Consider the following 26939-nt stretch of genomic DNA (forward strand, 5'->3'; position numbering starts at 1 on the left):
CATGAAAAATGACCTTCAGGCTTTATAAATTGCCTTACCATCTAACAAAATCTGCCTATCTGCGTTAAAATCACTCTATTCATTATTTTCCTAATTTTTATATTCTCTTTAATTCAATTAACTTTGATCACATTCAATCAATAAAAGATAATGCCATTATGAGTAACCATAACCTAACTGCCTCTATTCAAGCGGCACTCAATCAATTAGAAAACGCCTATAACCCTGCACAAGTCGAGGCAGGCATGTATCAAGGCTGGGAAGAAAGCGGCTATTTTGCCCCAACATTTGATAAAGACGAGTCGTTCTCTATCGCGCTGCCACCGCCAAATGTCACGGGCTCGCTGCATATGGGTCATGGGTTTAACAATGCAATCATGGATGCGCTCACACGTTATCACCGTATGAATGGCGACAACACGCTGTGGCAACCAGGTACGGATCATGCCGGTATTGCAACCCAAATGGTCGTTGAGCGTCGCTTGGAGGCGCAAGGCATCCGCCGCCGTGATATGACACGTGAAGATTTCATCGATAAAGTGTGGGAATGGAAAGAAGAGTCGGGCGGCAGTATCACTAGCCAAATTCGTCGTTTGGGTAGCTCGGTTGACTGGTCGCGTGAGCGCTTTACCATGGATGATGGTCTGTCTAATGCGGTAAAAGAAGTATTCGTACGCCTGTTTGACGATGGTCTTATCTATCGTGGTAAGCGTTTGGTCAACTGGGATCCAAAATTCCAAACTGCGCTGTCTGATTTAGAAGTAGAAAACCACGATGAAAAAGGTAGCTTGTGGCATTTCCGCTATTATTTCACGGACACAGAGCTGACCACGCAAGATGGCAAAAACTATCTGGTCGTCGCCACCACCCGTCCTGAGACACTCCTTGGTGATACGGCGGTCGCCGTCAATCCGAGCGATGAGCGTTATGCACACTTGGTCGGCAAAACCATTACTTTACCGATTACGGGTCGCGTCGTGCCTATCGTCGCTGATGACTATGTCGAGAGTGACTTCGGTACAGGCTGTGTCAAAATTACCCCAGCGCATGACTTTAACGATTATGAATTGGGTCGTCGTCATAGCTTGCCACTCATCAATATTCTCGATGAGCGCGCCAACATTTTGCCAGCGATGGAAGTCTATCCTGACTTGCAAACGCGTGAGCCAGAGCTAGAGACTACGCCTAGCGAGTACGCAGGACTTGAGCGTTTTGCCGCGCGTAAATTCCTTGTTGAGCAAGCAGGCGATCAGGGCTGGCTAGAAGACATTGAGGACTACGCACTCAAAGCCCCACGTGCTGAGCGTGGCGGTACGATCGTTGAGCCATGGTTGACCGATCAGTGGTATGTCGCCGTCAATAAGCTGGCGGGACCAGCGATTGATGCGGTCGAAGATGGTCGTATTGAATTTGTGCCTGCGCAGTACAAAAACATGTATATGGCATGGATGACTGACCTGCAAGACTGGTGTATCAGCCGTCAGCTGTGGTGGGGTCACCGCATCCCAGCGTGGTACGACGATGCGGCAGGTGAGGTATATGTCGCACGTGATGAGGCGGAAGTACGCACTAAATACAATCTAAGCGATGATGTGGTATTGCGCCAAGATGATGATGTACTTGATACGTGGTTTAGCTCGGGTCTATGGACGTTCAGTACGCTTGACTGGGCTGACGTCAACGCCGATCCACGCGTGATGGAGACTTTCCACCCAACTAGCGTCTTGGTCACGGGCTTTGACATTATTTTCTTCTGGGTCGCGCGCATGATTATGCTGACCATGCACTTCGTGAAAAACGAAGATGGCAGCCCGCAAGTGCCGTTTAAGACCGTCTATGTGCATGGTCTGGTACGTGATGGCAACGGTCAAAAAATGTCAAAATCAAAAGGTAATGTCTTAGATCCGATCGATCTCATCGACGGTATTGAGCTAGAAGCGCTGGTAGAAAAACGCACCAGCAACATGATGAATCCAAAAGATGCGGCCAAGATTGAGAAGCAAACGCGTAAAGAGTTCCCAGAAGGCATCCCAGCTTACGGTACCGATGCACTGCGCTTTACCTTTACCTCATTAGCCAGTACGGGTCGCGATATCAACTTTGATCTGAAACGCGTTGAGGGCTATCGTAACTTCTGTAATAAAATCTGGAACGCCAGCCGTTTTGTCCTAATGAACTGTGTCGATGGTGACAGCAATGCCAAGCCTATTGACCAAGCGGCGAACCCTGACGTGTGGGAGCTACCAGAAAAATGGATCATGAGTCGTCTGAATTCTAGTATCAAAGACATTCATCAGCATTTCGCCCAGTATCGTCTCGATATGGTCAGCCAAGATATCTATGAATTTATCTGGAACGAGTACTGCGATTGGTACGTGGAGCTTGCCAAAGCCAGCCTCAACGATGACTCGGTGACGGATGCGCGTAAAGCGCAAATCCGCTATGTACTACTGCACGTATTAGAGACGGCGCTACGTTTTACCCATCCAATCATGCCGTATCTGACTGAGCAAATCTGGCAGACCATCGCGCCGCTACTGGGTCGCAAAAACACCGACAGCATCGTGATCGCTGACTACCCACAGACTGATGCCAGCCAAATCAGTGAGCAGACTGAAGCGGATATGGCGTGGCTACAAGAGCTCATCGCGAGCGTCCGTAACATCCGTGGTGAGATGAAACTGGGTAACGCGGTACGCCTGCCAGTGCTACTACAAAACGTCTCTAGCGACGAAGAAGCGCGTCTATCCCGTATCAAAAACCAGTTCAAAGCGCTTGCCAAAGTCGAGAGCTTAACCATCGTCAAAGAAGGCGATGAGGTGCCACTCTCGTCATCAAGTATGGTCGGTCAGCTACGGGTACTCGTACCGATGAAAGGGCTCATCGATCCAACGGCTGAGCTAGCACGTCTGGGCAAAGCGCATGAAAAGCTACAAAAGCAAGCCGACGGTATCTCGCGTAAGCTGAGTAATGAAGGCTTTGTGAGTAAAGCACCAGCCGAAGTAGTCGATGCGGAGAAGGCGAAACTGGCTGAGCTAGAAGGTCAGCTTAAGACTATGGCGGGGCAGATGGAGCAGTTAAAGGCGTTGTAAATAATTCATAAATATCTATAGTAATAAAGAACGTTGTCACGATTTTGATGGCGTTTTTATTGTCTACTGATTAGTTCTCTGAATAGCTTTAGATCCTACAGTATAACTGAATATTTGTGTGCTATTATTTAACATGTTCTGTAATGAGATATATCATCGCAAGCTAAATGCGATTATCACAATGTAACTAATCATGTAGTATTGTTTGCGAAATCTGATAGAGTCCTACCTCATCAACGAAATTATTAAATAAAGTAAGAGCCAGTGAGTTATGAAGCAGCACATCTCTGAAGTATAGATCGGCACTCGTTCATCATGCAAAAATAAGCATCTGAAAAAACAAGCATAAAAGTAGCTTTAATATATCGAAAAAGAAAGCAATAGTATTTTTTAGGGAACAAGAATGAACTTATTAGACGATGAATTTACAAAACTTGTTGACATAGGAGTTTGGCCTGAAAGAAAATATTTTTCACCTAATGATTGGCTAGAGAATTTTACGAGTGAAGAACTTCCTTATGCAAAAAGATTACTCAAAAGTTTTATCTATTTCTCTGATGATATGATTACTCAGATGTTTAGAAGTAATTTTATGGCTATTTCAAAATCAATTATACCAAATTCTAGGAAGTCTAATTATGGTTCTGCAGATGTAGAATGGCATAATTTTTTAGATAACTGTTATATAGTTAAAGTCACAGGAGAAGAGCCTAGTGATGCAGACAGTGGTTATATTTTTACCAGAATGGCTAGAGACATCTTAGGTATACCAGAAAATAGACTAAAAACAGTAAGTGAAGCATTTCAAATTATTTTGTCAGGCGTAAATGCACACTTTGTTTTTGTGGATGATTTTGTTGGATCTGGTAATCAATTTGTAGATTTCTGGCAAGGTTATTTCGATACGCCTCATTGTTTCGAAACACTAGCAGAAGATACGTTATGTACTTTTCACTATATCCCAATAATTTGTACGGAAATAGGCAAGTTAAGAATACAGCATGATTGTACCAAAGTTAATCTAATCGCTTCACATTTTATAGGTAAGGAACATTCAGCTTTGCATAATCAGTCCTATATTTGGAAAGGCTTCAAAGCTGGTGGTCCTGAATTTGTCAAAAATGCTAGTATTCGAGCAGGCATACCCCAAGCTAATGGAAGAGTGCAAGATAATGGTGACGGAACTAAGTTAGTAAGTTGGGAAGGGTTCCATAAATTAGGTTTAGCTATAGGGTTTAAACATGGGACACCTGATGCTACTTTACCAATCTTTTATTTTAATGAAAGGGGATGGAAGCCTTTAATAAATAGGGATTCACTATGAACTACGTAAAACAATTGACTGAAGCTCAAGAATTAATCGGTTTATACAAGGCAGAATGGCTTAGTACTAAATTGTTCGATTATTTTAATGAGCCAGGATATTTCTCCGAATTGAAGAAAAGCCGTCCCTGTGTGTTGATTGGTGGTAGAGGTACTGGAAAAACTACTGTACTAAAAGGGCTGTCATACGAAGGTCAATATGCTCTTAAGATGCAAAAAGGTAGAAAGTTCGAAAGCTCTGCCTTAGAGTTTTATGGGCTTTACTATAGAGTTAATACTAATAGAGTATCAGCTTTCAAAGGAAGTGAGATCAGCCCAGATAAATGGATTAGTTACTTTGGTCACTATATTAACTTGAGTTTTTGCTTCGAATTGTTGAAATTTGCTCTATGGTTTGAAAAGCACACTGAAGAAAGTATAAATATAACAGAACAAAACTGGAAAAAAATACTTAGAGCGTTACATATTACAGATGATATTAGAAATTTAGAGGAATTAAGTGAAGAACTAGAGATAATTATAATTGAGTTTGAGGCATCAATAAATCAGGCAATCGATGAGCCTCCAAAAAACATAACGATGTGTGGTGCTCCAATTGATATTTTAAGTCAATCACTAACATCAGATACTGCATTAAAAAATAAACAGTTCTTCTTTCTAATAGATGAGTTTGAAAACTTTGAGGACTATCAGCAAAAAATAGTGAATACTCTTATTAAGCACAATAATGATTATTATACGTTTAAGATTGGAGTTAGAGAGTTAGGTTTTAGAGAAAGGTCTACTTTAAATGATAATGAGCAGCTTACATCTCCTGCTGACTATGTAAAAATAAATTTAACTGAAGTTTTTGTGACAAAAGATTTTAAAGGTTTTGCAGAGTTAGTTGTTAATGCTCGTTTAAATCACTCAATCATTGACGACGAAAAACTAAATATTGTTGATATTTTAAAGCCTTTGAGTAACCTTGAAGAAGCAGAGTTACTTTTAGGAAGCAATAACTCTGTTGAAAGTGATTTTAATGCTAATTTAAATGATAGAGAGATAAAATCTGCTCTAGATATTTCTTTAGGTCATAAGTACTTCATTCATTATTGGAGTAAAAAGAAAAGGGAGTCAGTAAGTAGTCTGTTAGACGAATGGTTAACGGATAAAAGTAAGTGGGAAAATCGACTGAATAATCATTTCTATGCCTCATTATTTGGTATTAGAGAAGGGAAAACTGGAATAAGAAAATATTATTGTGGTTGGGATACTCTTTTGGCCCTTGCGAATGGAAATATAAGGTACCTTTTAGAATTAGTTGATACAGTTTTGAAAGATTACTTAGAGGAGTGTAAAAATAAAGAGGAAGTAAATGAGTATCCGATAATATCTCCTGCCATACAGACATATGCTGCTGTCAAGGTAGGCAAGAAAAATCTCTCTGAGTTAGAGGGTTTGAGTGTTGAAGGAGCTAAGTTAACAAAGCTTTTGCTCAGCCTTGGTCGTATATTTGGTGTACTAGCTTCTAAACCTTTAAATCAAACTCCTGAAGCTAATCAGTTTCAGATTAGGTTCAAGGCAGAAGATGAAGAAAGTATTAATAAAATAATTAGACAAGCCATTATGCATTTAGCTCTAATTAGACATTCAGGAAATAAACTAACCGAAGAAAATAGTACTAAAGATTATGATTATATGATACATCCAATTTTCTCTGCATTTTTTGTATTTTCTTATCGCAAAAAAAGAAAAATAACTCTAAACTCGAATGATTTACTTTCTTTGGTTTATAGACCACATGAAGGTATAAAAAAAGTATTGGAGTCAAATAGAAGTCAAGAGCCTTCATTAGATTTGCCCGATCAGATGCAGTTATTTGAGGGTTACTATGAATAGTTTGAAAGAGAGGCCTATTTTAACTGACACGTACAGCACACCAGCAGAGTTCGAGCCTAAAAGTGAGAGTGTATATGTTTATGGTGAAAGTGATGAGTTCAGAAGTACTCATATTAGTAACTTCAATTTGGATGCGGACAGAACTCTGATAGAAATTATAGATAAAGACGGCTCTAGTATTACCGTAGGGGAACTGGAGCTACAGTTAAGAAGCTCAAAAAGTTTATCCAAGCTGTGGTCAAATATAGATAGAAGTAGAAATGTATATATAGATATAACAGGAATGTCCCATTCATCTTGGTCTGCAATTTTAAAGTCTGCAATTGACGAAGGCTTTACCGTTCTCGTAGTGTATGTCGAACCTAGCTCTTATATGTTAAGTAATACCTCAATTCAAGGCCAGTTCTATGATTTGAGTGAAAAAATTAGAGGTATTTATCCATTGCCAGGATTTGCAAACTTTAATCAAGAAAGTAGTGAATTCGTATTGATACCCATATTAGGATTTGAAGGTGCACGCTTCAAATATCTTATGGAACAAGTACAACCTAACCATAGGAATATATTTCCAATAGTAGGTTTACCAGGCTTCCGTCCATGGTATATTTTCGAAAGTCTAGAAAATAATATGGACGTTTTAAAAGGTACTAGAGCATGGGAGTCTATGATTTATGTTCCAAGTGACTGTCCGTTTAGCTGTTATTATAAATTAGATAACATATATAATAATCACCAAGGTAAGCAGCTAAAAATAGCCCCTATTGGAACTAAGCCACATGCTTTAGCTGCTATTATGTATTATCTAAATCATCCAGAGGTAGAAATAATTTACGATCACCCTGTTAGAAAGGCTGGTAGAACAGACGGAACTTCTAAGCTACATGTTTACCACGTATCTGCGTTAGTGAAAGCAAAGCCAGATAGGATTACCTCAAGAACTAAAAGAAAAAATAGAAATGTTTGATAAGTACTATACTGATCCCAAATTAGCTTCTGTCTTAGTAAGCTTAGTACCTAATGGCTTTGAGCCTAATATAGTTGCTGATTTTTCTTGTGGTGAAGGTAGCTTACTGAAGGCTGCAAAAAAAAAATGGCAGAATCTTGAAATTGTTGCTAATGATTATTGTTCAGATACTGTGTCTGAATTAAAAAAATATGATTGGGCTGTTTATAATTTAGATTTTCTCAAAACAGAGCAGGTACTTGGTTCTGAAATTTTCAGTTTCCATCAAAAAATAGACTTGGTCTTACTCAATCCTCCTTTTAATCAAAATGATGTTCGATTGCTACATTGGAATAACTGTTCTGAAAATATTCAATCCAGTATATCTTTAAGCTTTGTGTATTACGCTATGTGCTTTTTAAAAGAAAATGGTTATCTAGTCGCAATTTTACCCAATGGTTGCTTATCTAGTGATAGGGATAGAGATGCTATTATTTTCTTATCTAAACTGTATGAGTTAGAGGTAATAGAAGATTTTTATGATTCAAAATTCAAAAACGTTAGTCCTAGAGTCTCTATTGTTCGGCTGAGAAAGGCTAAGCCAGCTTTTGTTCAAGATTACTTACCAAGTAACTTTGTTCCTAGTAATAAAGTAGCAGTAGTAAGAGGGAAAATGCAGATGTTTAAGGCAAAGCATAGTAATGATGAGCTGAGTTACCCTTTGATACATACTACAGACCTAAATAATGCCTTAGTGCATATCAATACAAGTATTAGAGTTGTATCCGAGCATATTATAGTAGGACCAGCTTTACTCATACCTAGAGTTGGGAATTTTTCGCAAGATAAAATTTGTTATCTACCTATAGGTACTGAGATAGTAATCTCTGATTGTCTATTTGCAATCCTATGTAATAGTGAGATTAACGCTAAAGAACTAAAAACCTTCATAATTAAAGACTGGAAAGATTTCAAAAAAAATTATAGTGGTACTGGGGCGGTTTATACAACTTTGGTGAAAATAACTACATACGTTTCTAAAGCAATAGATCAGCTTTAATCTAGGTGAAATTATATTATATATAGATATTGAAAATCGTTAAATCTAAAACCGCCACACCAAACACGATGGCGGTTTTTTATTACTCAAACTATTTTAACGCTTATAGCGCCCACAGCGATTGATACTGCTCATCGGTCAACGTTACGATATCGATTTCGGCTAGCATCTCGCGTAGCTCTTGCCACTTACTCGCATCAGGCGTGATTGGCGTGATCAATCTGCCCAACGTATTATCAATAATCGCATCCATCAGCGTATCCGCCTCAGTTTTACTATAGTTGTAATACATATGGTGGGCAGTCTCTGGATCATTTTTACACAGCTCCGTCATCTGATTGGTCACTTGGATAAAGGTATCTATCGCGTCTTTTTTCGCGCTATAGATCTCATCAGTCGTCAGAATCTCTAACGCCGAAAAATTCGGATAAGGTGACAGATGCTGATCGATAAACGTAAAGTCTAGCCCTTCATGAGTGGCCTCAACGCCTTCAAAGTTATAAAAGCACAGCCATGCACCATCAAGGCTTGGGTCTTCTTGCAGGTTTTTTATATGGTAAAAGTCTTTTTGTACAAAGCTCACATTGTCACGGCTGATACTAAAGCCGTTTTTCTTAGCATAGCGCGCTAATATCTCAAAACCAATGCGATTGGTTTTTTCTTCAGCAGCAGGGGTGCAAATGCGAATCGGCTGATTGTTCTTGAGCTTGTCCATACTGGACTGCTGCATCAATATGCCGCCATCGGTCTCAAAAAAACAGCCAAGCGCACGCAGATTCGGCGCGTAATGCTCAAACAGATGAATCGGCTCATTCACATGCAGATCGATGCTTTGATTTTGCAATTCAGCAAAGCCATCATAGTGGTCATCAGGTTCAATGATAGTGATATCCAGCCCTGCTTGCTCATACGCGCCCGTGGTCACACCCGCGATAAAGGGCAGGTGATCAGGGTTTAAGAACCATTCGAGGGTCAGAGTAAGTTTGGTGGTCGGCTGCATGGTTGTTTCCTTTTTAATGATAGAAAACAATCAGACTGATGCTGTTTAAACAAAACAAAAAAGGCAAAACAAGAAAGGCAAAATCTCAACATGTAAGGCGCTATCAAATCAGCGCGTCAGGTAGAGGTTTCTCTTATTTATAGACTGCTTAGGGTCTGTCATGCTTGTTTCCTACGTCAGTGCTAACTGCTTCAGGTTCACGGTTGTGTCTCAGCGATGGTTTTAACAATCGTTACAAGGTTAAAAGCAAAGCACCCCGACAAGGTTAAGTGGTGCTGCATTATTTTTGATCAGTACTGCTAATGGCTATTATCGATAGCTACTGCATCATCATATAGTGAAACCATTATAAAAATGGTATAGCAAGATTAAACGCTATTTTTCGCAGCCTCTGGAGACGCAGTCACAGCAAGCAAGAAAAGTAGCATTTAATCGAGCGCGTTTCCTATGCTGCATCAATTTTATTGAGGTTCTACTATAGACGACTTGTAAGCGGCGATGCAAGCGTATAAGGAATGACAATGAAAGGTGATGACTGACGCTCGTTAACCGCCCTTTATAACAGTTCACATTTGTGACGGCTTTTTATAAGCGCTTTCAATCTTATAAGCGCTTGCAATCGACGTGTTAATAGAAGAGCGCAGTATTTGTCATTGGTACTTACCCAATCACTAACCAACGATACTGATCGATAGCAAAAAGCTTGTATAAATGGGCTTGTACAATTTTTGGTGATATTGCATGCTTGGTTATTCATACAAGTAGCTATGTAAATACTTTTGATGGCTACCAAAATCATTCACCGCACCGTCCATCGACATCACTTATATGACCCATAATAAAAAAGCGTTTTATCATAGGCCTAAGACCAACCAATCTAGAAGTCCAATGATACGCTGGACTTTTGTGACGCTTGGCTGGGTGTTTTTTGTCTTAGGGATTATCGGTATTTTATTGCCTGTGATGCCGACTGCGCCTTTTATACTACTTGCAGCAGGCTGCTGGGCGCGTAGCTCTAAGCGCTTTCATTTTTGGCTGATCAATCACAAATACTTTGGCAAATACGTCCGTGATTGGGAAGAAAATCATGCCGTGCCGCTTTATGCTAAGTGGCTTGCGACCATCATGATGGCGATATCGACTGCCATGTTGTTTTATCGTCTGCCCGCTGATATGACATGGGCGGCATGGCTGGTAGCACTGGTCTGTAGCGGGGTTGCCGTCTATTTGTTTCGTCTGCCAAATGCCAAATAAAGTCGCCAATATATAGGGCAATAGTTAAGTCCAGTTACATAAAACCTGAGATAAGGCTTGCGATACTAGGATGTTCCCCCTATAATACATCCAAGCTTAAGAGCAGTTCTGCACCAAATCATTACCTCGTAGTATTAGTTATAATCCTTCGTTTTAATATTTATCGTTCAGTAGCTATTTGCAAGCGTTATCGGTCTATTAGACCACAAATAAATTAAATATCAGGGTTATGACTATGTCAGACGTTCAAAAAGGTACAGTTAAGTGGTTCAACGAAGCTAAAGGTTTTGGTTTCATCGCTCCAGAAAACGGCGCAGACGTTTTCGCTCATTACAGCGAAATCTCAGGCTCAGGCTTCAAAACTTTGGCTGAAGGCCAAGAAGTTGAGTTCACTGTAACTCAAGGCCAAAAAGGCCCACAAGCACATAACATCGTTGCTATCTAATTTTTATTAGAGCAAGATGATCAAAAAACGAGCCTTCGGGTTCGTTTTTTTTTCGTTTGTCATTCGGTGTTAAATGAAACGACAGATATAAAAATGCCTCCGACTATATGGATGGTTAGAGGCATTTTTGTACTGGGTACTGAGGTAAGTAAATAAGCGTGAGCAATTGACTTATTATATAAAGCTAATACCGATATTGATCAGACCACCGCCCAGTATTAACCAGCCAAACATCACCGCTCCTAAAATCAGCGGCTTGACGCCAGCTTGTTTGATGGCGCTCATGTGTGTGGTTAAGCCTAACGCAAACATCGCCATCGTCAGCATCACATCATCTAACATCACCATACTTTGCTCAAAGCCATCGAACATCGGTATCCAAGTGTGCAACAGCACCACCAAGATAAAGATAAAAGCAAACCAAGGGACATTCACTTGTCGCACACGGCTCATTAGGGAAGGTTTGTCAGCTTGACCGCTACCAGATGAGGTCAAGGCAAATGATAAAATAAGCAAAAATGGCGCGAGCATCATAACGCGTATCATCTTAGTCACGACAGCGGTATCGCCAATCTCAGTATTAATTGCATTGCCTGCGACCACGACTTGCGCCACCTCATGTACGGTTGAGCCCGTGTACATGCCATACTGCTCGGCACTGAGCCAAGGCCGTAACCAACCAAGCTGATATAAAAAAGGGTAGAGCAGCATCGCAATAGTACCAAATACCACGACAGTTGCCACAGCAATGGTGACTTTGTGGGCTTGCGCGTTGACCACTGGCTCTGCGGCAATGACGGCAGCAGCACCGCAAATACTTGCGCCCGAGCCAATCAAAATCACCGTTTCTTTATCGACTTTTAACCATCTAGTCCCTAGCCAATAGGTCAGTAGAAAGGTCGACGTCAATACGAGTGCATCGGTCATAATCGCTGGCATACCAACGCTCGCAACTTGCGTCATAGTCAGCTTAAATCCATAAAACATAATCGCGAGGCGTAAAATCTGACCTTTAGCAAAGCAAACACCGCCGTTTAGACGCTCAGTGAACTTGGGATAAATGGTATTACCCAATATCATACCCAGCAAGATGGCGAGCGTTAAAGAGGATAAGCCAACGATACGCCCGTTTGACCACATATTCAAACTCGTGTTTAACCATAAGCAAAGCAAACCACCGATCAGTACCACAGCCAAACCAGCCAAGTGGCGTTGGCTTGGAATGTATTTACTCACTGAGCGACTGACTGATTTGGCTAGTGTATGCATAAGAGGCATATCCTATTACTGATATTAAAATAAGCATAAGCTTATGAGTAGACAGTATAAGCTGACTATATTTATAATAAAAACAGATTAATAAGATATAAACTATCGATATTTTAGGTTAGTGTTTACGGTAGAAATAGATATACCGCGCATGAGTAGCAAAAAAAGACATGTATAGCGAATAAGACAGGCTAAAAAATGACATAAGGCATCATCAATAACATGAAAAAATCTGTACAGACATTGCCAAAGATTACACTTAAGCAGCTCGCTGTTTTTGTCAGTATTTACCAGACAGGTAGCACCAGCCGTGCCAGTGAAGAGATGCATTTATCACAGTCGGCAGTCAGCAGTGCGCTGACAGAGCTTGAGTCTAGATTACAGATGCCATTGTTTGAGCGCGTCGGTCGCAGGCTTAATCAGCATCCCAATGCCCATCCTATTTATATACAGGCACAGGCTATCTTGGGGCAATCGCTCACGCTTGAACATTATCACCAATATCAGGCGGGGCAGATACATATCGGGGCGAGTACCACGATTGGCAATTACGTGCTGCCATCATTGCTTGGTAAGTTATATGAGGCGCTACCAGATGCCAATGTCGATATGTATATTGCCAATACTCAGGAGGTGGTGAGTGAGGTTGAGCAGCTCAATATCGATATTGCTTTAGTAGAAGGGATGCCGCGTCCGATAGACATGAAAGCCATTGAGCAGCGCGAATGGCGAACGGATACGCTGATGATATTTGCCAAACGTGATAGTAAATGGTTAAAGAACGTCGCTACCTATAGCCAAGATGAGGGCTGCTATCAGCTGACTATTAATCAGCTAGCACAGTTGCCGCTACTCGTACGTGAGGCAGGGTCGGGCACACGGCAGATTATCGATGAGCAGTTGCTAAAGTATCTACCCAATGCAGAAGTGGTAAAGGCCATACACCAATCAGAAGCCATCAAACATATGGTGAGTGCAGACATTGGTCTTGGCTGCCTATCGCAGCATGTGATTGAGACAGGATTGGCAACAGGTGAGCTGGTGCAAGTAAGCGTTGCAGGAATCGATCTGTCGCGGACATGGTGGCTGGTATGGCACAAAGCCCGTCATCAAAGCCCCATTTGGCAGACGTTTATAGATATTATCCAACAAGATTAACTGAGATAATGTCAAAATGTGAGGAATAAAAAAGCGCCGTATCAATCATGATAGGGCGCTTTTTGTTAACTGATAATTCCATATAGCCAAAGCAAATTGCTACGTCGAAACTGGTTTATCAAGCCTTACTACAAAGCTGTCGCAAGGCACGTTAGGCAAGATATTATCTGCTGTCGCGCCACTGATCCATGCGGCAATGCCCGTGCGCTTATGGCGACCAATTACCAACAGATCGACGTCGTGTTTATGACAGTAGCTGACAATACCTTCACTGCTAGAGATAGCGGTAGTGACTTCTGACGTTGCCGCATTGAGCTGGTTGCGTTCAAGGAATTGTGCCAGTTTTGCCCGTGCTTCTTGGCAGCGTTCGTCATCAATTTCATCATAAAGACTTGACGCAGGTACCAGCTCATAGCCGAAGCCCACCATGGTATCTTTGACAATATGCAGCACAGACAACTTAGAACCGGGACGGTTTTCAACGATGCGCTTGGCCTTTTGCGCGACGATATCCGCATCAGAGAGTAAGTCGGTGACCAGTAAAATATGTTCGTAACTCATAACGTCTTCCTCATGTCAGATAGTATTTACTATAGCACTACTATAGAGCGCTGTTAAGTAATGCTTGTCTATCTCTGAGACATAGACTTTGATATAGAACAACACCCGAGTGCAATGCTAACAAATAACAGGTTAACTCGAATACAGGTTAACTCGAATGATGAGCCAGACCCCTTATTCTGATACTGGCTCATCAAGCTTGACGACTAGGCTGTCGCAAGGGACGTTTGGCAAGATACTATCGGCTGTTGCACCGACTAACAAAGCGGCGATACCGTGACGTTCATGGCGTCCAATGATGAGTAAGTCGACCTTTTTTTCATGACAGTAGTCAACAATACCTTTACTGTTAGAAATGGCAGCCGTCACCTCAGAGTTGACTGCTTCTAGCTCGTTGCACTCCAAAAACTGCGCCAGCTTAGCACGCGCTTTTTGCCATTTTTCATTATGGACATCGCCTGATAGGCTAGAGGAAGGTACTAATTCATACCCAAAGCGCACCATATCGTCTTCCACAATATGCAGGACAGACAGTTTGGCCTTAGGAGAGCCTGCGAGTATACGTTTGGTTTTTAGAGCAACCTTGTCTGCATCGGATAATAAGTCAGTAACCAGTAAAACGTGTTAGTAGCTCATGAGGTGCTCCTATTGGTAGCGAACTTCATGGTATAGTCGAACCACTATTAAAGTGTTACAGCGTTAGATTCGTTTAGCCTACTACTGTAGTACTTGCACTCGTCTGCCTTGTACCACTTTTAATATTGATTGACTATAGCAGTGCAAACGGTCTCTGTTAAGCGATATGACCATCATTTGAATGTAGCTTTTGTTGGAATTGTGTTGGGCTGTTTGAAAGAGTGGCGAGCATTTCACGATATATTATTGCCCATGTGCTGACTTGACTTATCAACGACCAAACCCCACTAATAGCGCTAAGCCAATTCTTTTTTAGCCAATATAGTCACTATAAATACCTGCATAATTGAGTTCAAAAGCCAGTATTGGGTTTTAGCATTCAGTTTTTTCAGAAATTGTAAGTCAAAATGTTTTAATAGCCATTTTTACGACTGATATTTTACGACTGATAGTTCAATAATTTTTACCACTCTATTTACCCTGATAGTCAGGGCACACGATACGCATTGTAAGCGATAAGGATAACTATGACTGATACCCCATTTACTGCTGATCTCACGTTGCATCCAGCATTTGAGCTGATTGAGCATCGCCATATTGAGGCGCTCTCGATGGATGTGCTGATCAGTCAGCATGTGAAGACAGGCGCGATGCACTATCATTTAGCGCACCCAAGCGATGAAAATGCGTTTTTGGTGGGTTTTCGTACTCAGCCGATGGACTCAAAAGGCGAGGCGCATATTTTGGAGCACGTCGCATTGTGTGGCTCTAAGAAATTCCCAGTACGTGACCCGTTCTTTTCAATGATCAAGCGCTCATTAAACACGTTTATGAATGCGATGACCGCAGCCGATTGGACGGCGTATCCGTATGCCACGCAAAACAAAAACGACTATTTTAATTTACTTGCTGTGTACCTTGATGCGTCGTTTTTCCCCAATATTCATCCGCTTGATTTTGCGCAAGAAGGCATCCGCGTAGAGCTGGACGAAAACGATAAGCCCCAGTTTAAAGGTATCGTCTTTAACGAGATGAAGGGCGCGATGAGTGGTGAGATTGATCAGCTTTATCATACGGTTGCGCATCATCTATTCCCAACGACGACTTATCACTACAATTCAGGTGGCGATCCTGCTCAGATTCCTGACTTAACGCATACTGAGCTGACAGCTTTTCATGAGAGTCACTATCACCCATCGAATAGTGTCATCATGAGTTTTGGTAATATTCCTGTTGCTGAGACGCAAGCGAAAATACACGAAGATGCTTTGATTCAATTCGAAGCAGGTAAAAAACACGTATCGCGTCCAGAGCAGCGTTTGTCTGCACCTATTAGTGCAGTTGACACGTACACTGCTGATGAAGCCGGTCCAGATCAGACCCATCACGTGGTCGCTTGGTTGTTGCCGTCGATCACTGATCCTAAGCAGCGTTTGGCGCTGCGTTTGCTCGAAGGCGTACTGATTGAGCATTCAGGCTCGCCATTGCGTGCCTATCTTGACAGTCACCCGCTAGGTAAAGCGCCAAGTCCGCTATTAGGGCTGGATGACAGCCATTATGAAATGGTCTTTTATACAGGTCTGCGCGGCTCTAACCCAGAGCATGCCGAAGCGGTCGAGCAGGGCATCATTGATTTGCTGACTGAGGTGGCAAACTCGCCAGTTGATGATGAAACCATTGAGACCATTCTGCATCAGATCGAGATCGATCAGCGCCATATCGGCGGTGATAGCATTCCTTATGGTCTAAACCTGATGTTAGAGGGCTTTAGTACTGCCATTCATGATGGTAATCCTATCGATGTGTGGGAAGTGGATGAGCATCTACAGTGGTTGCGCGAGCAAGTGGTCGATCCGCAGTGGCTACCGAACTTAATCAAAACGCATCTGCTGGACAATCAGCACCGTGTGCGCGTGACCATGACGCCAGATAGCGAAAAATCAACGCGCCTTGCTGCAGCAGAGCAAGTGCGTTTAGATACCATCGCGATGGACTTGAGCGCTGATGACAAAGACATCTTGCACAAGCAAGCACTCGATCTGGCAGCCCGTCAAGCCGCGCCAGATGATTTGAGCTTACTGCCAAAGGTAGGTCTAGAAGACGTACCAACCGATATTAGCTTTAAAGAAGGCACCCAAAAGCAGGTGCGTCTGAGCGGGCAAGACAGTACGCTATTTGAGTACGAAGCGGGCACCAATGGTATCTATTACTATCAAGTCATTGTGCCGTTGACTGAAGCCATTGGCAATCAGGACACCAGCAGTTTGCCTGTGAACGAGGTGATCAATCATCCATTGCTACCGATTTATTTAAGCCTACTATCAGAGCTGGGTACTGATTCGATGAGTGCTCATGAGATGCAGGCCAAGCAAGCCGCGCATTCTTCGGGTGTGACCGCGCGTATCAGTCAGCGTACTCATGTGGATGACAGCCAGTCCATTAGCAGCTACTTTGTCGTGGCAACGCGTGCGCTCAACCGCAAACCTGAAGCGATTGATTTGCTCAAAGAGGTGATGGAGCATAGCATCTTTACTGAGCATGGCCGTATCAAAGAAATCTTGCAGCAGCGTCAAGCCAGCTGGCAATCTAATTTGGCAGGTTCTGGTCACTCATATGCAATGCAAACCGCCAGTCGCGGTATGAGTCGTCAAGCGCAGCTAGAATATGTGCGTAGTGGTTTACCAGCACTAAACGCACTAAAAGCGTTCTTGGGTCATGCCAGTACTGATGATGCACAGTGGGATCAATTAGCGACCAGTTTGATGGACTTGCATCAACGTTTGATCAGCTTACCTAAGCATGCCATCATCATTTGTGAAGCCGAGCAAACGGAACGCTTGAGTGGCCTCATCGTCAATAGTTGGAAAGATAGCCAAGCACTACAAGCTGCTGAGAATGTAATCAACACTGAAGCTAACATTCCAAGTGAGTTTGCAAATCTGCATATAGATACTGCGTTAAATGGTGAGACTAATGCAGTCAAGGTATTAGAGAGTGGCGACGATGTTAAAAACGATGTGCTCGATGTTGCAGATCTAGCATGGCTGGTGCCAACCAACGTTTACCATAATGCCAGCGCTTATACGGTACCAGCGGCTGACCATCCTGATACTGCCGCACTCATGGTATTAGCGCCTTACCTACGTAATGGCTATTTGCACAGTGCCATTCGTGAGCGCGGCGGTGCTTATGGCGGCGGTGCGGGCTATGATGCCAATGCTTGCGCCTTTAAATTTTTTAGTTACCGCGATCCGCAGTGCGCTGAAACCTTTGAGCATTTTGAGGCCAGTATTGAGTGGATCTTAAACGAGCCACAAAACGATGAGCAATTAGAAGAGGCCATTTTGGGTATTATATCCGGTATGGATAAACCGGGCTCGCCTGCAGGGGAGGCGATCAAAGCGTGCTTTGCCAACTTGCATCATCGCGGTGCTGACTGGCAACGTAAAATGCGCGCCGCTATCCTAGCCGTGACTATCGATGACTTGCAGCGTGTTGCCAAGCAATATCTGCAAGGTCAAAACCATGTACGTGCCGTGTTAGCACCTTATGATAAAGAAGAGACGGTGAAAGGTCTTGGTTTTGAAGTATGTAGAATTAAGAGCTAAGACAATTAGGTTTGTTCTTTATTAAAAGTTAAATATAAAAAGCCAAGCATGATGCTTGGCTTTTTTGTATGTAGTATTTGCTTAGTACCGTTTGATACTCAAATCTTTGCCGATTTTGTCTTGATGGATCGGGAATTCTGACAACTCGTTATACTGCTTACGATCAGAAAAATAGTTTTTTAAGGTAAGGCGAATGGCCTCAAAGGCCAGCGTATCCCATGGAATATCTTCTTCACTAAATAGCGCACAATCAAGGCTTTCTGAGCCAATACCGTACGCACCATCTTTTAGATCGGCGAGATAAATAGAGTAGATCTGCCCAATATCTGGTAGGTCATAAATGCAGTATAGATGCGGATTCAGTACGATGGCATCAGCTTCTTCGTAGCTCTCGCGTGCGGCGCCTTCAGCCATGGTTTCGCCGTTTTCCATAAAACCTGCAGGTATCGTCCATAGCCCATATTGCGGCTCGATCGCTCGGCGGCACAGTAGGACTCTGTCTTCGTGTACGACTAGCGAACCACAGATAACCTTTGGGTTTTCGTAGTGGATATAGTGACAATTGGGGCACACCAAGCGCGGCATATTATCTGTAGGTGGGATTTTTCGTTCTGCTTTATGACCGCATTGGAGACAATAGCTCATACCAACTACCTTTATTAGTAAATATTGTATGTCCACTTATGTTAAAAGTTTTTTTGCCGTTCTGATGTTTGCTTTTGTATACAGCAGCGATAGTGACAAATACTTTTGAGGATATCCTTTTACTTTTAACGAAAAAGTTATTTTATTTAATTTTTATGATTACAAAGAAAACGCTCTGATAGCGCATTTTAATTGCCATCAAAGCGTTCTTATATTATCGAGTATATCCTACATAGGAATTAGGTCATAAAAATTAGATCATAGCAATTAGGTTTTTATTTTGAGCATTTGTGTGCGTAGTCCACCAGCTACCGACGCAGAGATAGGAATCAATGGCGTCAACGTGGCTTGAAAGTCATGATAAAGATCTTCGCGCGTCGGATATATGACCGTACTTAAGTTGCCATCTGCATCTACCTCATGACGCCAGCCGCCGTGCTCAAGATCAATCAAAGTACTGGCAATATAATCCCAAGCTAAGCGGTAGTAATATTCAAAGCGCGGATCACCCGTACGGCGCGATAGCATTAGTGCGGTATTAGCCATCTCCGCCTGTACCCAGTAAGGACGGTTTGGTATTGAAATCTCATCATCCCAGCCAATGGTATAAACCATGCCGGGCTGACCGTCAGGTGCCCAGCCACGATTGATAGCGCTATCAAATAATGCGATGGCATCAGGTAGCAGCCAATCAGGCACCTCATAATCACGTGCCGTACAAGCAGACTCAACCTTGAGCAGCAGTCCTGCCCATTCTGCAAAGTGACCAGGTGTGAGTCCCCAAGGACGCAGGTCATCAGAAGGCTCATTCGCATCGTAGTCGGGCAACAGATTCCACTCACTATCAAAATGTTCAGGTAGGCGACCATCGTAAGTACTAGGCATATCATGACCGAAGCGCTTGGCTAAGTGTAGTGCGCGGTCTAGCCAGCGCGTTTCACCCGTAGCATCTGCCAGTGCTAAGCAGGCTTCGGTCGTATGCATGTTGCAATTGGCGCCGCGATAATCTTCGGGATCAGACCAATCAGCGGCAAAAGAAGGCAGCATTGATTGCTCATCTTCTAACCAAAAATGCTGATCAATGATTGTTATTGCAGCCTCCATCAACTCTGTACCGCGCGGGCGACCAGCAATGCTAGCAGACGCGCCAGCAAGCGCGACAAACGCATGCAGATAGGCGTTTTTGCGTGATGGGTTTTCATGAGTTGAAGAAGCATCACTGAACCAACCGCCATGTACCGAGTCGCGCAATGGGCCATCAAGTAACGCATCTAGGCCATGGTCAGCAAGTGTTGCCGTCCCCGGTATACCCATTAGTGCCGCTAGCGCATAGCAATGCACCATCCTCGCAGTGATGATGCTCTTTGCTGTGTCATCTACCATGTTGCCATCGTGACCCAAAGTAGCAAACCCTGATGGCACGCGCGCTTTGGCATAATGATCGAGCAAACGTTGTCCTTCAGCGAGCAACCAACGGCGATGAGTACTGCTATCTGCCCAACAGACAGATAGCAGGTCAGAAGAGTCAGGAGAATCCATGATATCAGCCATTGGTAATCATCCCACCATTGATATGTAGCGTCTGCCCAGTCACGAAGCTACTGTCTTGGCAAGCAAGAAAGACATAGGCAGCACCCATCTCACGTGGCTGACCCATACGCCCCATTGGTGAGGACATTGATTCTAAAATATCTTTATCAAAGTCTTTAAATACCAGTTGAATCTCGCTCACTACAGGACCTGGTGCTACTTGATTAACGCGAATACCGCGACTAAGTAGTTGTTGCGATAACGCGCGGGTGTAGCCAACGATAGCGCCTTTGGTTGCGGTGTACGGCACCAATACATCATTGCCAACGTATGCATTAACAGATGTCGTATTGATGATGCTATCGCCTTCTTTCATGTGCTCAAGGGCGGCGCGGGTTGCATAAAACATTCCTGCCATATTGACATCGAAATGCTGTTGCCAGTCTTTATCACTGACTTCAGACAAATCATGATACGGCTTTTGCATACCAGCGTTATTGACTAGCACATCAATGCCGCCCCATTGTGCCACGACCGCTTCGACTGCCTCTTTGCAACTACTGCTATCTGCCGTATCACCCTGCAGTACCAGCGCGTCTGTGCCTTCTGCTTCAATACCTTTACGCGTCTCATTGGCGCTCTCTTCGTCAGAGTGATAAAGGATGGCAACTTTGGCGCCTTCACGTGCCATATGAAAAGCCACTGCGCGACCGATACCACTGTCTCCGCCAGTGATTAAAACGCGCTTATCAGCCAGTTTTCCTGAGCCTTTATAGTTATCATTGATATATTCAGCAGGTGGCATCATGTTGTCGATTTGGTCTGTCATAATCTGTATCCTTTGTTCTTTTGAGGTATTGTTTATTGTTATTACAGCAATCCTATGACGTTGGCATCAGTATTTTTATAATGCTATTTTAGGATGTACGCCTCATAGTCTTGCTAGCAGTCATCATAATACCCAAATGCATTTTTTGAAATATTACTCGGTTAATGTTTGGTAATTTAAAGCTGCAGTTATGATACTTATTATCATTGATAAGTACCAAGCTAAAAGGATATTGAGAAAATCTTAATTAATAAAACGATCACCGTCTGAGACAGACGGTATGAGATATTGAGTGATTTAGAAAGGTGTAAAGACGCGGCAAAAAAATAGACATTTAGTTGAAAGGCTCACTTGGATAGAGGCTCAGTCTATATAACAAAGCTTATACACAAGCGGTAAGCCGTTTTATATTTATCATAGTGACCACATATATAGTGAAACCATTATAAAAATGGTATAGCAAGATTAAACGCTATTTTTCGCAGCCTCTGGAGACGCAGTCACAGCAAGCAAGAAAAGTAGCGTTTAATCGAGCGCGTTTCCTATGCTGTATCAATTTTATTGAGGTTCTACTGTATGTATAGCAGTCAGCTGATGCATCAATAAATCGCACTTTGTCGAAAATAACGTAAATATGAGATACATCTACAAAAGCGATAATCTGATTAATAAAAAAGGCTGCCATACTAGCGACAGGTTATACTGTTATGCTGGCACCGGTATTTTCATGAGTAATATGAAAATGACCACTCATAGGATTTGATAATGACCGTACCCGAAAATATTGATTTTTTTAATAAGTTTAGCGTCGCTGTCCCAAGCTTTATTCGTCATCCCACACTCAGAAAACTGGCCGAGCGAGTACAACACGAGACATTGAATGCGCTCACGAGTCCAGCGATGTACGAGAGTGGCAACACCTCACAAAGTACGCGTATTTTGGACAGCTTGTATCAGACACCGATTGCCGATGCCTCAATATTGGTGGCAATTACCAATGAGCGTCGACCCAAGCTTTTATTGACGCGCCGAGCCGCTCATATGAACAGCCATGCAGGAGAGGTCTCCTGTGCAGGCGGCAAACATGAGATAGGTGATGGCAACAACGTCGTGACCGCATTACGTGAAGCTTGTGAAGAGACGGCGCTGCCACCTAATAAAGTGCAATTACTGGGACAACTACCGATCCAAACGTCCAAAAGCGGTATGAGTGTACGTCCCATTGTCGCGCTCATCGCCCCAGGTCTGGTATTAGTTCCTGAAGTGGGAGAGATATCGCGTATCTTTTGGGCGGATTTAGAGTCGTTAGTCAACCAGCCAACGGTGGAGTATGCGGTAGAATATAAAATGCAAGAACAAACCGCGACCATACTGACGCCGAGTTGGCAAGTGGATGGTGAGACGGTATGGGGACTGACAGGGCGCGTCATTGCCAGTTTGCTAGAAACTGGGTTTGATCGTCAGCTAGAATGGTATTACCGCGTAGAAAACAAACGCTGATAGATATCATCTACTTATAATAATCATCGTTCTTTTTAAGCCACCAATTCATATTGTCTTGGCGCTTGGCACGAAATGCTTCTAATTTTTGGGCAACCGTTGCATTGTGCTGCCGCGCAGTATCAAGCGCAAAAAGAATCGGCACTGAAGACAATACGCCAAAGCGTATTTTTGATTTTGGTAAAGCTAAGCCGTCACCAATGTCATCACCGACTAAGGTGCGTGTCACACTGGCATTGACCATCTCCACAAAGCGTCCACGTCGATTGTCTTCGCCCATCAACTGACGCGGTAGATCATGCAAGGCTTTTGCCAGCGGCTGCCCCGTCTTAAAGTCTAGCTGCTGTATTGATAAGTAGGTATACAGCCATTCCCAGCTAGCCGCTTCATCTTTTGGCAGACGCTCTAAATCAACGCCCATCCAGTAGCTGGCAAGATTCCATAAGTGCAAAATACCTTCCGCTTCCTCAGGGCTAATGCGGGCGCCGAGCAGGCGTAGGCCACGCATAATTAACAACGAGAACTGTAAATGGGTGGCAATCATATCGGTTTGGTTAATCGGCACGCCCCAATAATCGGTATTCCAGCTACCATCAGGATTGTGATGTTGCTCGGCGTTTGGTATCAGGCCTGTAGCAGCATTGCCCTTACCTTTGAGCAAGTTTTGCCGTACCAATGTATGAATCTGACGTACTTTGATGGATTGTCGCCAGCCCTCAGAGCCAATCGCCAATACTTGATCGATAGGTTGAGAGTGATTGCGCATGCCCATATCTGATTGTGGATGCTCAGACACCGCCAAGATATAGGCATAGGTACGCATGAGCCGTGGTAGCGCATCGTGCATCAACGCGCCCGTCTGAATGAGTGGTAGTGATAGGGCTGGGATGCTATAACCTGCCATCAGCGCGACATTACGCAGTAGCCAAATCAGCATCAGTGGATAGCGTCGATAGGCGACCGCACCGATTTGAGCGAGTTTGGGTTCGAACCAATCAGGATGACTGCTAAATTGCTCGGTTAGTGCATTAAATGAGGCGTTGGTTGCGAGATTGCTATTTAGGTCTAGACCATCGCCGCTGCTGATAATCTGTTGTAGGGGCTTTGCAAAGCGGATATTGTTAGCGGCCAAATCATCTGCGAGTGGATCGCCAATATCGTAGCCGGCGACTATCTCCTCTAGTAGCGCAGGCGAGATAGCAAAGTCTTTTGGCAGTAGATATCGCTTAATCCGCTTTAACACTTGCAAATCACTATGGTCATCGATAGCAGTCGTACGCCCATGACGCAAATACAACGCTGTTGATGGATGCTGCGTCTTATTGGTGGGAATATTTGCAGTATTGCTGATTTTCTTATCCATATGATCAAACACCTTTATAAGTCAGCTATAAAACAACATTCGTATCGTAAGAGCGATCCATAACCATCACTTATAAGCGTTAATTGATGGACTCAATGACTCTCGTTGTCTTTGTATCGTACTGATACGAGATTTTAGGTCATATATTTCATCAGATAAGAACAGCAGTCTTGCACGCGCGTCTTTCGCACTAACGATAGGGGATGCATGATGTATTGGATATTCTCGTCTGCCGACATGACAATTATTGTATTGCTAATGCTACAGCGGGTTCATTAACAATAATCAACCTTGGCTGAATACACATTTTTGATTAAAAGTTTTTGCAGATAATAAAAAGCGACTTATAAGCTAATAGGCTCATAAGTCGCTCGTTTTGCTATTAATGAGAGCGAGTCAAATCGACTGATGTGCCGCTGACATTATCTTTCAAGCTCACTTTGAGCATGATGTAACCTGCGATACCAGAAACGATAGAACCCATGATGATACCCAAGCGCTCATCAAACATAGTGGTGTCGCCAGCGAACGCCAAGCTACCGATGAATAAACTCATGGTAAAACCAACACCGCACAATAGCGCTGCGCCGTAGATTTGCTTATAGTTCATACCTTTTGGCATGGTTGAGATACCAAGCTTAAAGATTAACCAGCACATAATCATGACGCCCAACTGCTTACCGATAAACAGACCTGCGGCAATACCTAGTGGTACTGAATGGAATAATTCAGCAAGACCTGCGCCTTCGAGTGAGATACCCGAGTTGGCAAAAGCGAATATTGGCAAAATACCAAAGGCGACGGTGTTATGTAGGTCATGCTCTAGCTCTTCAAGCGGAGAGTGCTCAGGATCAGTGCGGTCAAACATAGGAATAAATAGTGCTAAGACCACACCGGCCAATGTTGCATGGATACCCGATTTGAGCACTGCAATCCACATGATAATACCAATAAGTAGATAAGGCGTGATGCTAGTAACGTTACGACGATTAAGAAGGTACAAGAATGGCAGACATAGGCCAGCCAAAGCTAACGACTCTAGTGACAACTCACTGGTATAAAACAGAGCGATAATCAAAATCGCACCGATATCATCAAAAATAGCAATAGAGACCAAAAAGACTTTTAGAGAGTTGGGTACACGGTTGCCAAGAAGGCTCAAAATACCAAGCGCAAAAGCAATATCTGTTGCCGCAGGAATGGCCCAACCTTTCCAAAACTCAGGCTCATTGTAGTTAAAGAGTAGATAAACAATCGCAGGCATGATCATACCGCCCAGTGCTGCACCAGCTGGTAGGATAATCTGCTTGACGTTAGACAACTCACCAATCAATACTTCACGCTTGAGCTCAAGCCCGACCAAGAAAAAGAAAACGGCCATGAGACCATCATTGATCCAGTGATGAGCATCTTTGGCAATGGCAAACTCACCAATTTGAATGGCAACTGGTGCGTGAATAAAACCTTCGTACCAAACATTAAGAGGGGAGTTGGCAATGATCATTGCAGCAACGGCAGCCAGTGCTAAGACGATACCGCCTGCTGCCTCAAATTCAAAAAATGCCTTAATCCTTCGTATTGCCATATTATCCTCATCTCCTAAGTACAATTTACTAAATAATCTCAAATATCCACGCTATTATTCATGACGATATAGCAAGCAGACAAAAACAGTTTCTCACACTCTTATTAATATAGACAATAAAATACGCTGAAATAACGCCATTAGCCCATTATATCGTCTCAATGATAGTGACATTATAAAGGCGCTGCGATGAGCAAAATAGTTGTAAGTCGTTAAATCTTTTTAACAAATTGTCCGTTATATGAGAGATTTGGAACGCTATTGGCTAAATCTAGCAGACTTTGTGACGTTTTTGGCTTTTTTTGCGGTTTTATATCTATAATGATCGACGCATTATGACGTTATCTCATGTCTTAAGAAGTTTTCAGGGAATTTATCGTCTCATCACTACTACTATCAACAATAGCTATTACCAACGATAGTAGTGTCATTAGTAAGTTTTTAGCCTAGTATCTGAGGCTTTCTTTTCTTTTATCACCATATTTTGTAGGTCAGTATTATGGACTTAACCTTCTCACTAGAGATTATTTTGATGCTTGCGGCTGTCGCAGCATTGGCAGGATTTATTGATGCGATTGCTGGCGGCGGCGGTCTGTTGACCATACCTGCCATGCTACTGGCCAATATCCCTCCAGTGCTCACGCTTGGCACCAATAAGCTACAAGCGGCGTCAGGTGCATTGGCTGCGTCTGTTACCATGATAAAAAAGGGCGTCGTCAAACCGCAGCGTATTAAAGTGGCTATTATTGCCGCGTTTATCGGTTCTGTCTTGGGTACCATTGCGGTGCAGATGTCACCACCTGATTTGCTTGAAAAACTGATCCCTTTTTTGATTGCCGCTATCGGTATTTATACCTTATTTGCCCCTAGGCTTGGTGAGGTAGAGGCCGCTCCCCGCATATCAGAGGGTAAGTGGCAAAAAGGGGTGGCCCCGTTGATTGGTTTTTATGATGGGTATATTGGACCCGGCACAGGGATGTTTTTTGCGCTGGGTAATGTGGCACTACGTGGTCGTCAGATTATTGAAGCGACAGGCACCGCAAAAGTGTTGAACCTATCGACCAATATCGGCTCACTGATATTTTTTATTTTGGGTGGCAATGTGTTGTGGAAAGTGGGATTGGCAATGATGGTTGGACAAACCATCGGTGCCTATTTTGGTTCACATATGGTCGTCAAAGGCGGTAGTAAGCTGATTCGTCCGATGATTGTGCTGGTGTGTTTGGCAATGTTGACCAAATACGTTTTTGGGTAAAT

The 26939-nt window shown here is 43.1% G+C and carries 20 protein-coding genes; 11 read left to right on the top strand and 9 right to left on the bottom strand.

Annotation, left to right across the window (positions count from 1 at the left end; all coding sequences use genetic code 11):
• Positions 1-158 precede the first annotated feature (158 nt).
• The 5 genes from GYK50_RS02060 to GYK50_RS02080 all read left to right on the top strand — a co-directional run bounded on the left by GYK50_RS02060 (position 159) and on the right by GYK50_RS02080 (position 8299).
• Positions 159-3092 (top strand): valine--tRNA ligase, encoded by a 2934-nt coding sequence (locus tag GYK50_RS02060; protein ID WP_212564162.1) that lies wholly within the window; start codon positions 159-161, stop codon positions 3090-3092.
• A 403-nt stretch (positions 3093-3495) separates the two neighbouring features.
• Positions 3496-4416, top strand: a complete 921-nt coding sequence (locus GYK50_RS02065) for a phosphoribosyltransferase-like protein (RefSeq protein WP_212564163.1) — start codon at positions 3496-3498, stop codon at positions 4414-4416.
• Positions 4413-6296, top strand: a complete 1884-nt coding sequence (locus tag GYK50_RS02070; protein WP_212564164.1) for an ORC-CDC6 family AAA ATPase — start codon at positions 4413-4415, stop codon at positions 6294-6296. Before GYK50_RS02065 ends, GYK50_RS02070 begins: the two co-directional genes overlap by 4 nt.
• On the top strand, positions 6289-7260 hold the full coding sequence (locus GYK50_RS02075) for a hypothetical protein (RefSeq protein ID WP_212564165.1): 972 nt from the start codon (positions 6289-6291) through the stop codon (positions 7258-7260). Before GYK50_RS02070 ends, GYK50_RS02075 begins: the two co-directional genes overlap by 8 nt.
• Entirely contained in the window at positions 7253-8299 is a 1047-nt protein-coding gene (locus GYK50_RS02080) for an N-6 DNA methylase (protein ID WP_212564166.1), read from the top strand. The genes GYK50_RS02075 and GYK50_RS02080 overlap by 8 nt, the downstream gene beginning before the upstream one ends.
• A gap of 103 nt (positions 8300-8402) precedes the next feature.
• Here the strand turns inward: GYK50_RS02080 and GYK50_RS02085 are convergent, their stop codons facing one another.
• Positions 8403-9299, bottom strand: a complete 897-nt coding sequence (locus GYK50_RS02085; protein ID WP_212564167.1) for an ABC transporter substrate-binding protein — start codon at positions 9297-9299, stop codon at positions 8403-8405.
• Between the two features lie 828 nt (positions 9300-10127).
• Between GYK50_RS02085 and GYK50_RS02090 the strand changes: the two genes are divergently transcribed.
• Positions 10128-10553 (top strand): YbaN family protein, encoded by a 426-nt coding sequence (locus GYK50_RS02090; RefSeq protein WP_071002960.1) that lies wholly within the window; start codon positions 10128-10130, stop codon positions 10551-10553.
• A gap of 235 nt (positions 10554-10788) precedes the next feature.
• Entirely contained in the window at positions 10789-10998 is a 210-nt protein-coding gene (gene cspE / locus GYK50_RS02095) for a transcription antiterminator/RNA stability regulator CspE (RefSeq protein ID WP_025644841.1), read from the top strand.
• Between the two features lie 174 nt (positions 10999-11172).
• Here the strand turns inward: cspE and GYK50_RS02100 are convergent, their stop codons facing one another.
• Positions 11173-12267 carry a YeiH family protein gene (locus GYK50_RS02100; RefSeq protein ID WP_212564168.1) on the bottom strand — a complete coding sequence of 365 codons (1095 nt, stop codon included), beginning with the start codon at positions 12265-12267 and terminating at the stop codon, positions 11173-11175.
• Between the two features lie 222 nt (positions 12268-12489).
• Here GYK50_RS02100 and GYK50_RS02105 point away from each other — a divergent pair, with 222 nt between their 5' ends.
• Entirely contained in the window at positions 12490-13425 is a 936-nt protein-coding gene (locus GYK50_RS02105) for a LysR substrate-binding domain-containing protein (protein ID WP_212564169.1), read from the top strand.
• A 99-nt stretch (positions 13426-13524) separates the two neighbouring features.
• On the opposite strand, the gene GYK50_RS02110 is transcribed toward GYK50_RS02105, so the two are convergent.
• Together GYK50_RS02110 and GYK50_RS02115 are read right to left on the bottom strand one after the other, a co-directional pair.
• Positions 13525-13986, bottom strand: coding sequence for a universal stress protein (locus tag GYK50_RS02110; RefSeq protein ID WP_058025444.1), 462 nt, complete (start codon positions 13984-13986; stop codon positions 13525-13527).
• A 174-nt stretch (positions 13987-14160) separates the two neighbouring features.
• Positions 14161-14601: a universal stress protein gene (locus GYK50_RS02115; protein WP_340050041.1), complete on the bottom strand. Its 441-nt coding sequence runs from the start codon at positions 14599-14601 to the stop codon at positions 14161-14163.
• 548 nt (positions 14602-15149) lie between these two features.
• Here GYK50_RS02115 and GYK50_RS02120 point away from each other — a divergent pair.
• Positions 15150-18230, top strand: a complete 3081-nt coding sequence (locus GYK50_RS02120) for an insulinase family protein (RefSeq protein ID WP_212564170.1) — start codon at positions 15150-15152, stop codon at positions 18228-18230.
• An 81-nt stretch (positions 18231-18311) separates the two neighbouring features.
• Here the strand turns inward: GYK50_RS02120 and GYK50_RS02125 are convergent, their stop codons facing one another.
• The 3 genes from GYK50_RS02125 to GYK50_RS02135 form a co-directional block, all read right to left on the bottom strand.
• Positions 18312-18875, bottom strand: coding sequence for an NUDIX hydrolase (locus GYK50_RS02125; protein ID WP_058025448.1), 564 nt, complete (start codon positions 18873-18875; stop codon positions 18312-18314).
• A 267-nt stretch (positions 18876-19142) separates the two neighbouring features.
• Complete coding sequence (locus GYK50_RS02130) at positions 19143-20426, bottom strand: AGE family epimerase/isomerase (protein WP_339605583.1); 1284 nt, start codon at positions 20424-20426, stop codon at positions 19143-19145.
• Complete coding sequence (locus tag GYK50_RS02135) at positions 20419-21234, bottom strand: SDR family oxidoreductase (protein WP_093069274.1); 816 nt, start codon at positions 21232-21234, stop codon at positions 20419-20421. Before GYK50_RS02135 ends, GYK50_RS02130 begins: the two co-directional genes overlap by 8 nt.
• A gap of 765 nt (positions 21235-21999) precedes the next feature.
• On the opposite strand from GYK50_RS02135, the gene GYK50_RS02140 reads away from it, so the two are divergent.
• Positions 22000-22734, top strand: coding sequence for an NUDIX hydrolase (locus GYK50_RS02140; protein WP_071002967.1), 735 nt, complete (start codon positions 22000-22002; stop codon positions 22732-22734).
• 10 nt (positions 22735-22744) lie between these two features.
• Here GYK50_RS02140 and GYK50_RS02145 read toward each other — a convergent pair whose 3' ends face one another.
• Both GYK50_RS02145 and nhaA read right to left on the bottom strand, forming a co-directional pair.
• The gene (locus tag GYK50_RS02145; protein ID WP_212564171.1) at positions 22745-24097 is read right to left on the bottom strand and encodes an oxygenase MpaB family protein; all 1353 of its coding nucleotides are present in this window, start codon (positions 24095-24097) and stop codon (positions 22745-22747) included.
• 382 nt (positions 24098-24479) lie between these two features.
• Positions 24480-25682: a Na+/H+ antiporter NhaA gene (nhaA, locus tag GYK50_RS02150; RefSeq protein WP_071002969.1), complete on the bottom strand. Its 1203-nt coding sequence runs from the start codon at positions 25680-25682 to the stop codon at positions 24480-24482.
• A gap of 499 nt (positions 25683-26181) precedes the next feature.
• Here nhaA and GYK50_RS02155 point away from each other — a divergent pair, with 499 nt between their 5' ends.
• Positions 26182-26937 carry a TSUP family transporter gene (locus tag GYK50_RS02155; RefSeq protein ID WP_093069277.1) on the top strand — a complete coding sequence of 252 codons (756 nt, stop codon included), beginning with the start codon at positions 26182-26184 and terminating at the stop codon, positions 26935-26937.
• Positions 26938-26939: the final 2 nt, after the last annotated feature.

The sequence above is a fragment of the Psychrobacter pacificensis genome (assembly GCF_018336615.1).
GTDB classification, from domain to species: domain Bacteria; phylum Pseudomonadota; class Gammaproteobacteria; order Pseudomonadales; family Moraxellaceae; genus Psychrobacter; species Psychrobacter pacificensis.

Bases quoted from the DNA above. Each gene is read 5' to 3' on its own strand.
- GYK50_RS02060 (WP_212564162.1), top strand. From the start codon at position 159: ATGAGTAACCATAACCTAACTGCCTCTATTCAAGCGGCACTCAATCAA.
- GYK50_RS02065 (WP_212564163.1), top strand. From the start codon at position 3,496: ATGAACTTATTAGACGATGAATTTACAAAACTTGTTGACATAGGAGTT.
- GYK50_RS02070 (WP_212564164.1), top strand. From the start codon at position 4,413: ATGAACTACGTAAAACAATTGACTGAAGCTCAAGAATTAATCGGTTTA.
- GYK50_RS02075 (WP_212564165.1), top strand. From the start codon at position 6,289: ATGAATAGTTTGAAAGAGAGGCCTATTTTAACTGACACGTACAGCACA.
- GYK50_RS02080 (WP_212564166.1), top strand. From the start codon at position 7,253: ATGTTTGATAAGTACTATACTGATCCCAAATTAGCTTCTGTCTTAGTA.
- GYK50_RS02085 (WP_212564167.1), bottom strand. From the start codon at position 9,299: ATGCAGCCGACCACCAAACTTACTCTGACCCTCGAATGGTTCTTAAAC.
- GYK50_RS02090 (WP_071002960.1), top strand. From the start codon at position 10,128: ATGACCCATAATAAAAAAGCGTTTTATCATAGGCCTAAGACCAACCAA.
- cspE (WP_025644841.1), top strand. From the start codon at position 10,789: ATGTCAGACGTTCAAAAAGGTACAGTTAAGTGGTTCAACGAAGCTAAA.
- GYK50_RS02100 (WP_212564168.1), bottom strand. From the start codon at position 12,267: ATGCATACACTAGCCAAATCAGTCAGTCGCTCAGTGAGTAAATACATT.
- GYK50_RS02105 (WP_212564169.1), top strand. From the start codon at position 12,490: ATGAAAAAATCTGTACAGACATTGCCAAAGATTACACTTAAGCAGCTC.
- GYK50_RS02110 (WP_058025444.1), bottom strand. From the start codon at position 13,986: ATGAGTTACGAACATATTTTACTGGTCACCGACTTACTCTCTGATGCG.
- GYK50_RS02120 (WP_212564170.1), top strand. From the start codon at position 15,150: ATGACTGATACCCCATTTACTGCTGATCTCACGTTGCATCCAGCATTT.
- GYK50_RS02125 (WP_058025448.1), bottom strand. From the start codon at position 18,875: ATGAGCTATTGTCTCCAATGCGGTCATAAAGCAGAACGAAAAATCCCA.
- GYK50_RS02130 (WP_339605583.1), bottom strand. From the start codon at position 20,426: ATGGCTGATATCATGGATTCTCCTGACTCTTCTGACCTGCTATCTGTC.
- GYK50_RS02135 (WP_093069274.1), bottom strand. From the start codon at position 21,234: ATGACAGACCAAATCGACAACATGATGCCACCTGCTGAATATATCAAT.
- GYK50_RS02140 (WP_071002967.1), top strand. From the start codon at position 22,000: ATGACCGTACCCGAAAATATTGATTTTTTTAATAAGTTTAGCGTCGCT.
- GYK50_RS02145 (WP_212564171.1), bottom strand. From the start codon at position 24,097: ATGGATAAGAAAATCAGCAATACTGCAAATATTCCCACCAATAAGACG.
- nhaA (WP_071002969.1), bottom strand. From the start codon at position 25,682: ATGGCAATACGAAGGATTAAGGCATTTTTTGAATTTGAGGCAGCAGGC.
- GYK50_RS02155 (WP_093069277.1), top strand. From the start codon at position 26,182: ATGGACTTAACCTTCTCACTAGAGATTATTTTGATGCTTGCGGCTGTC.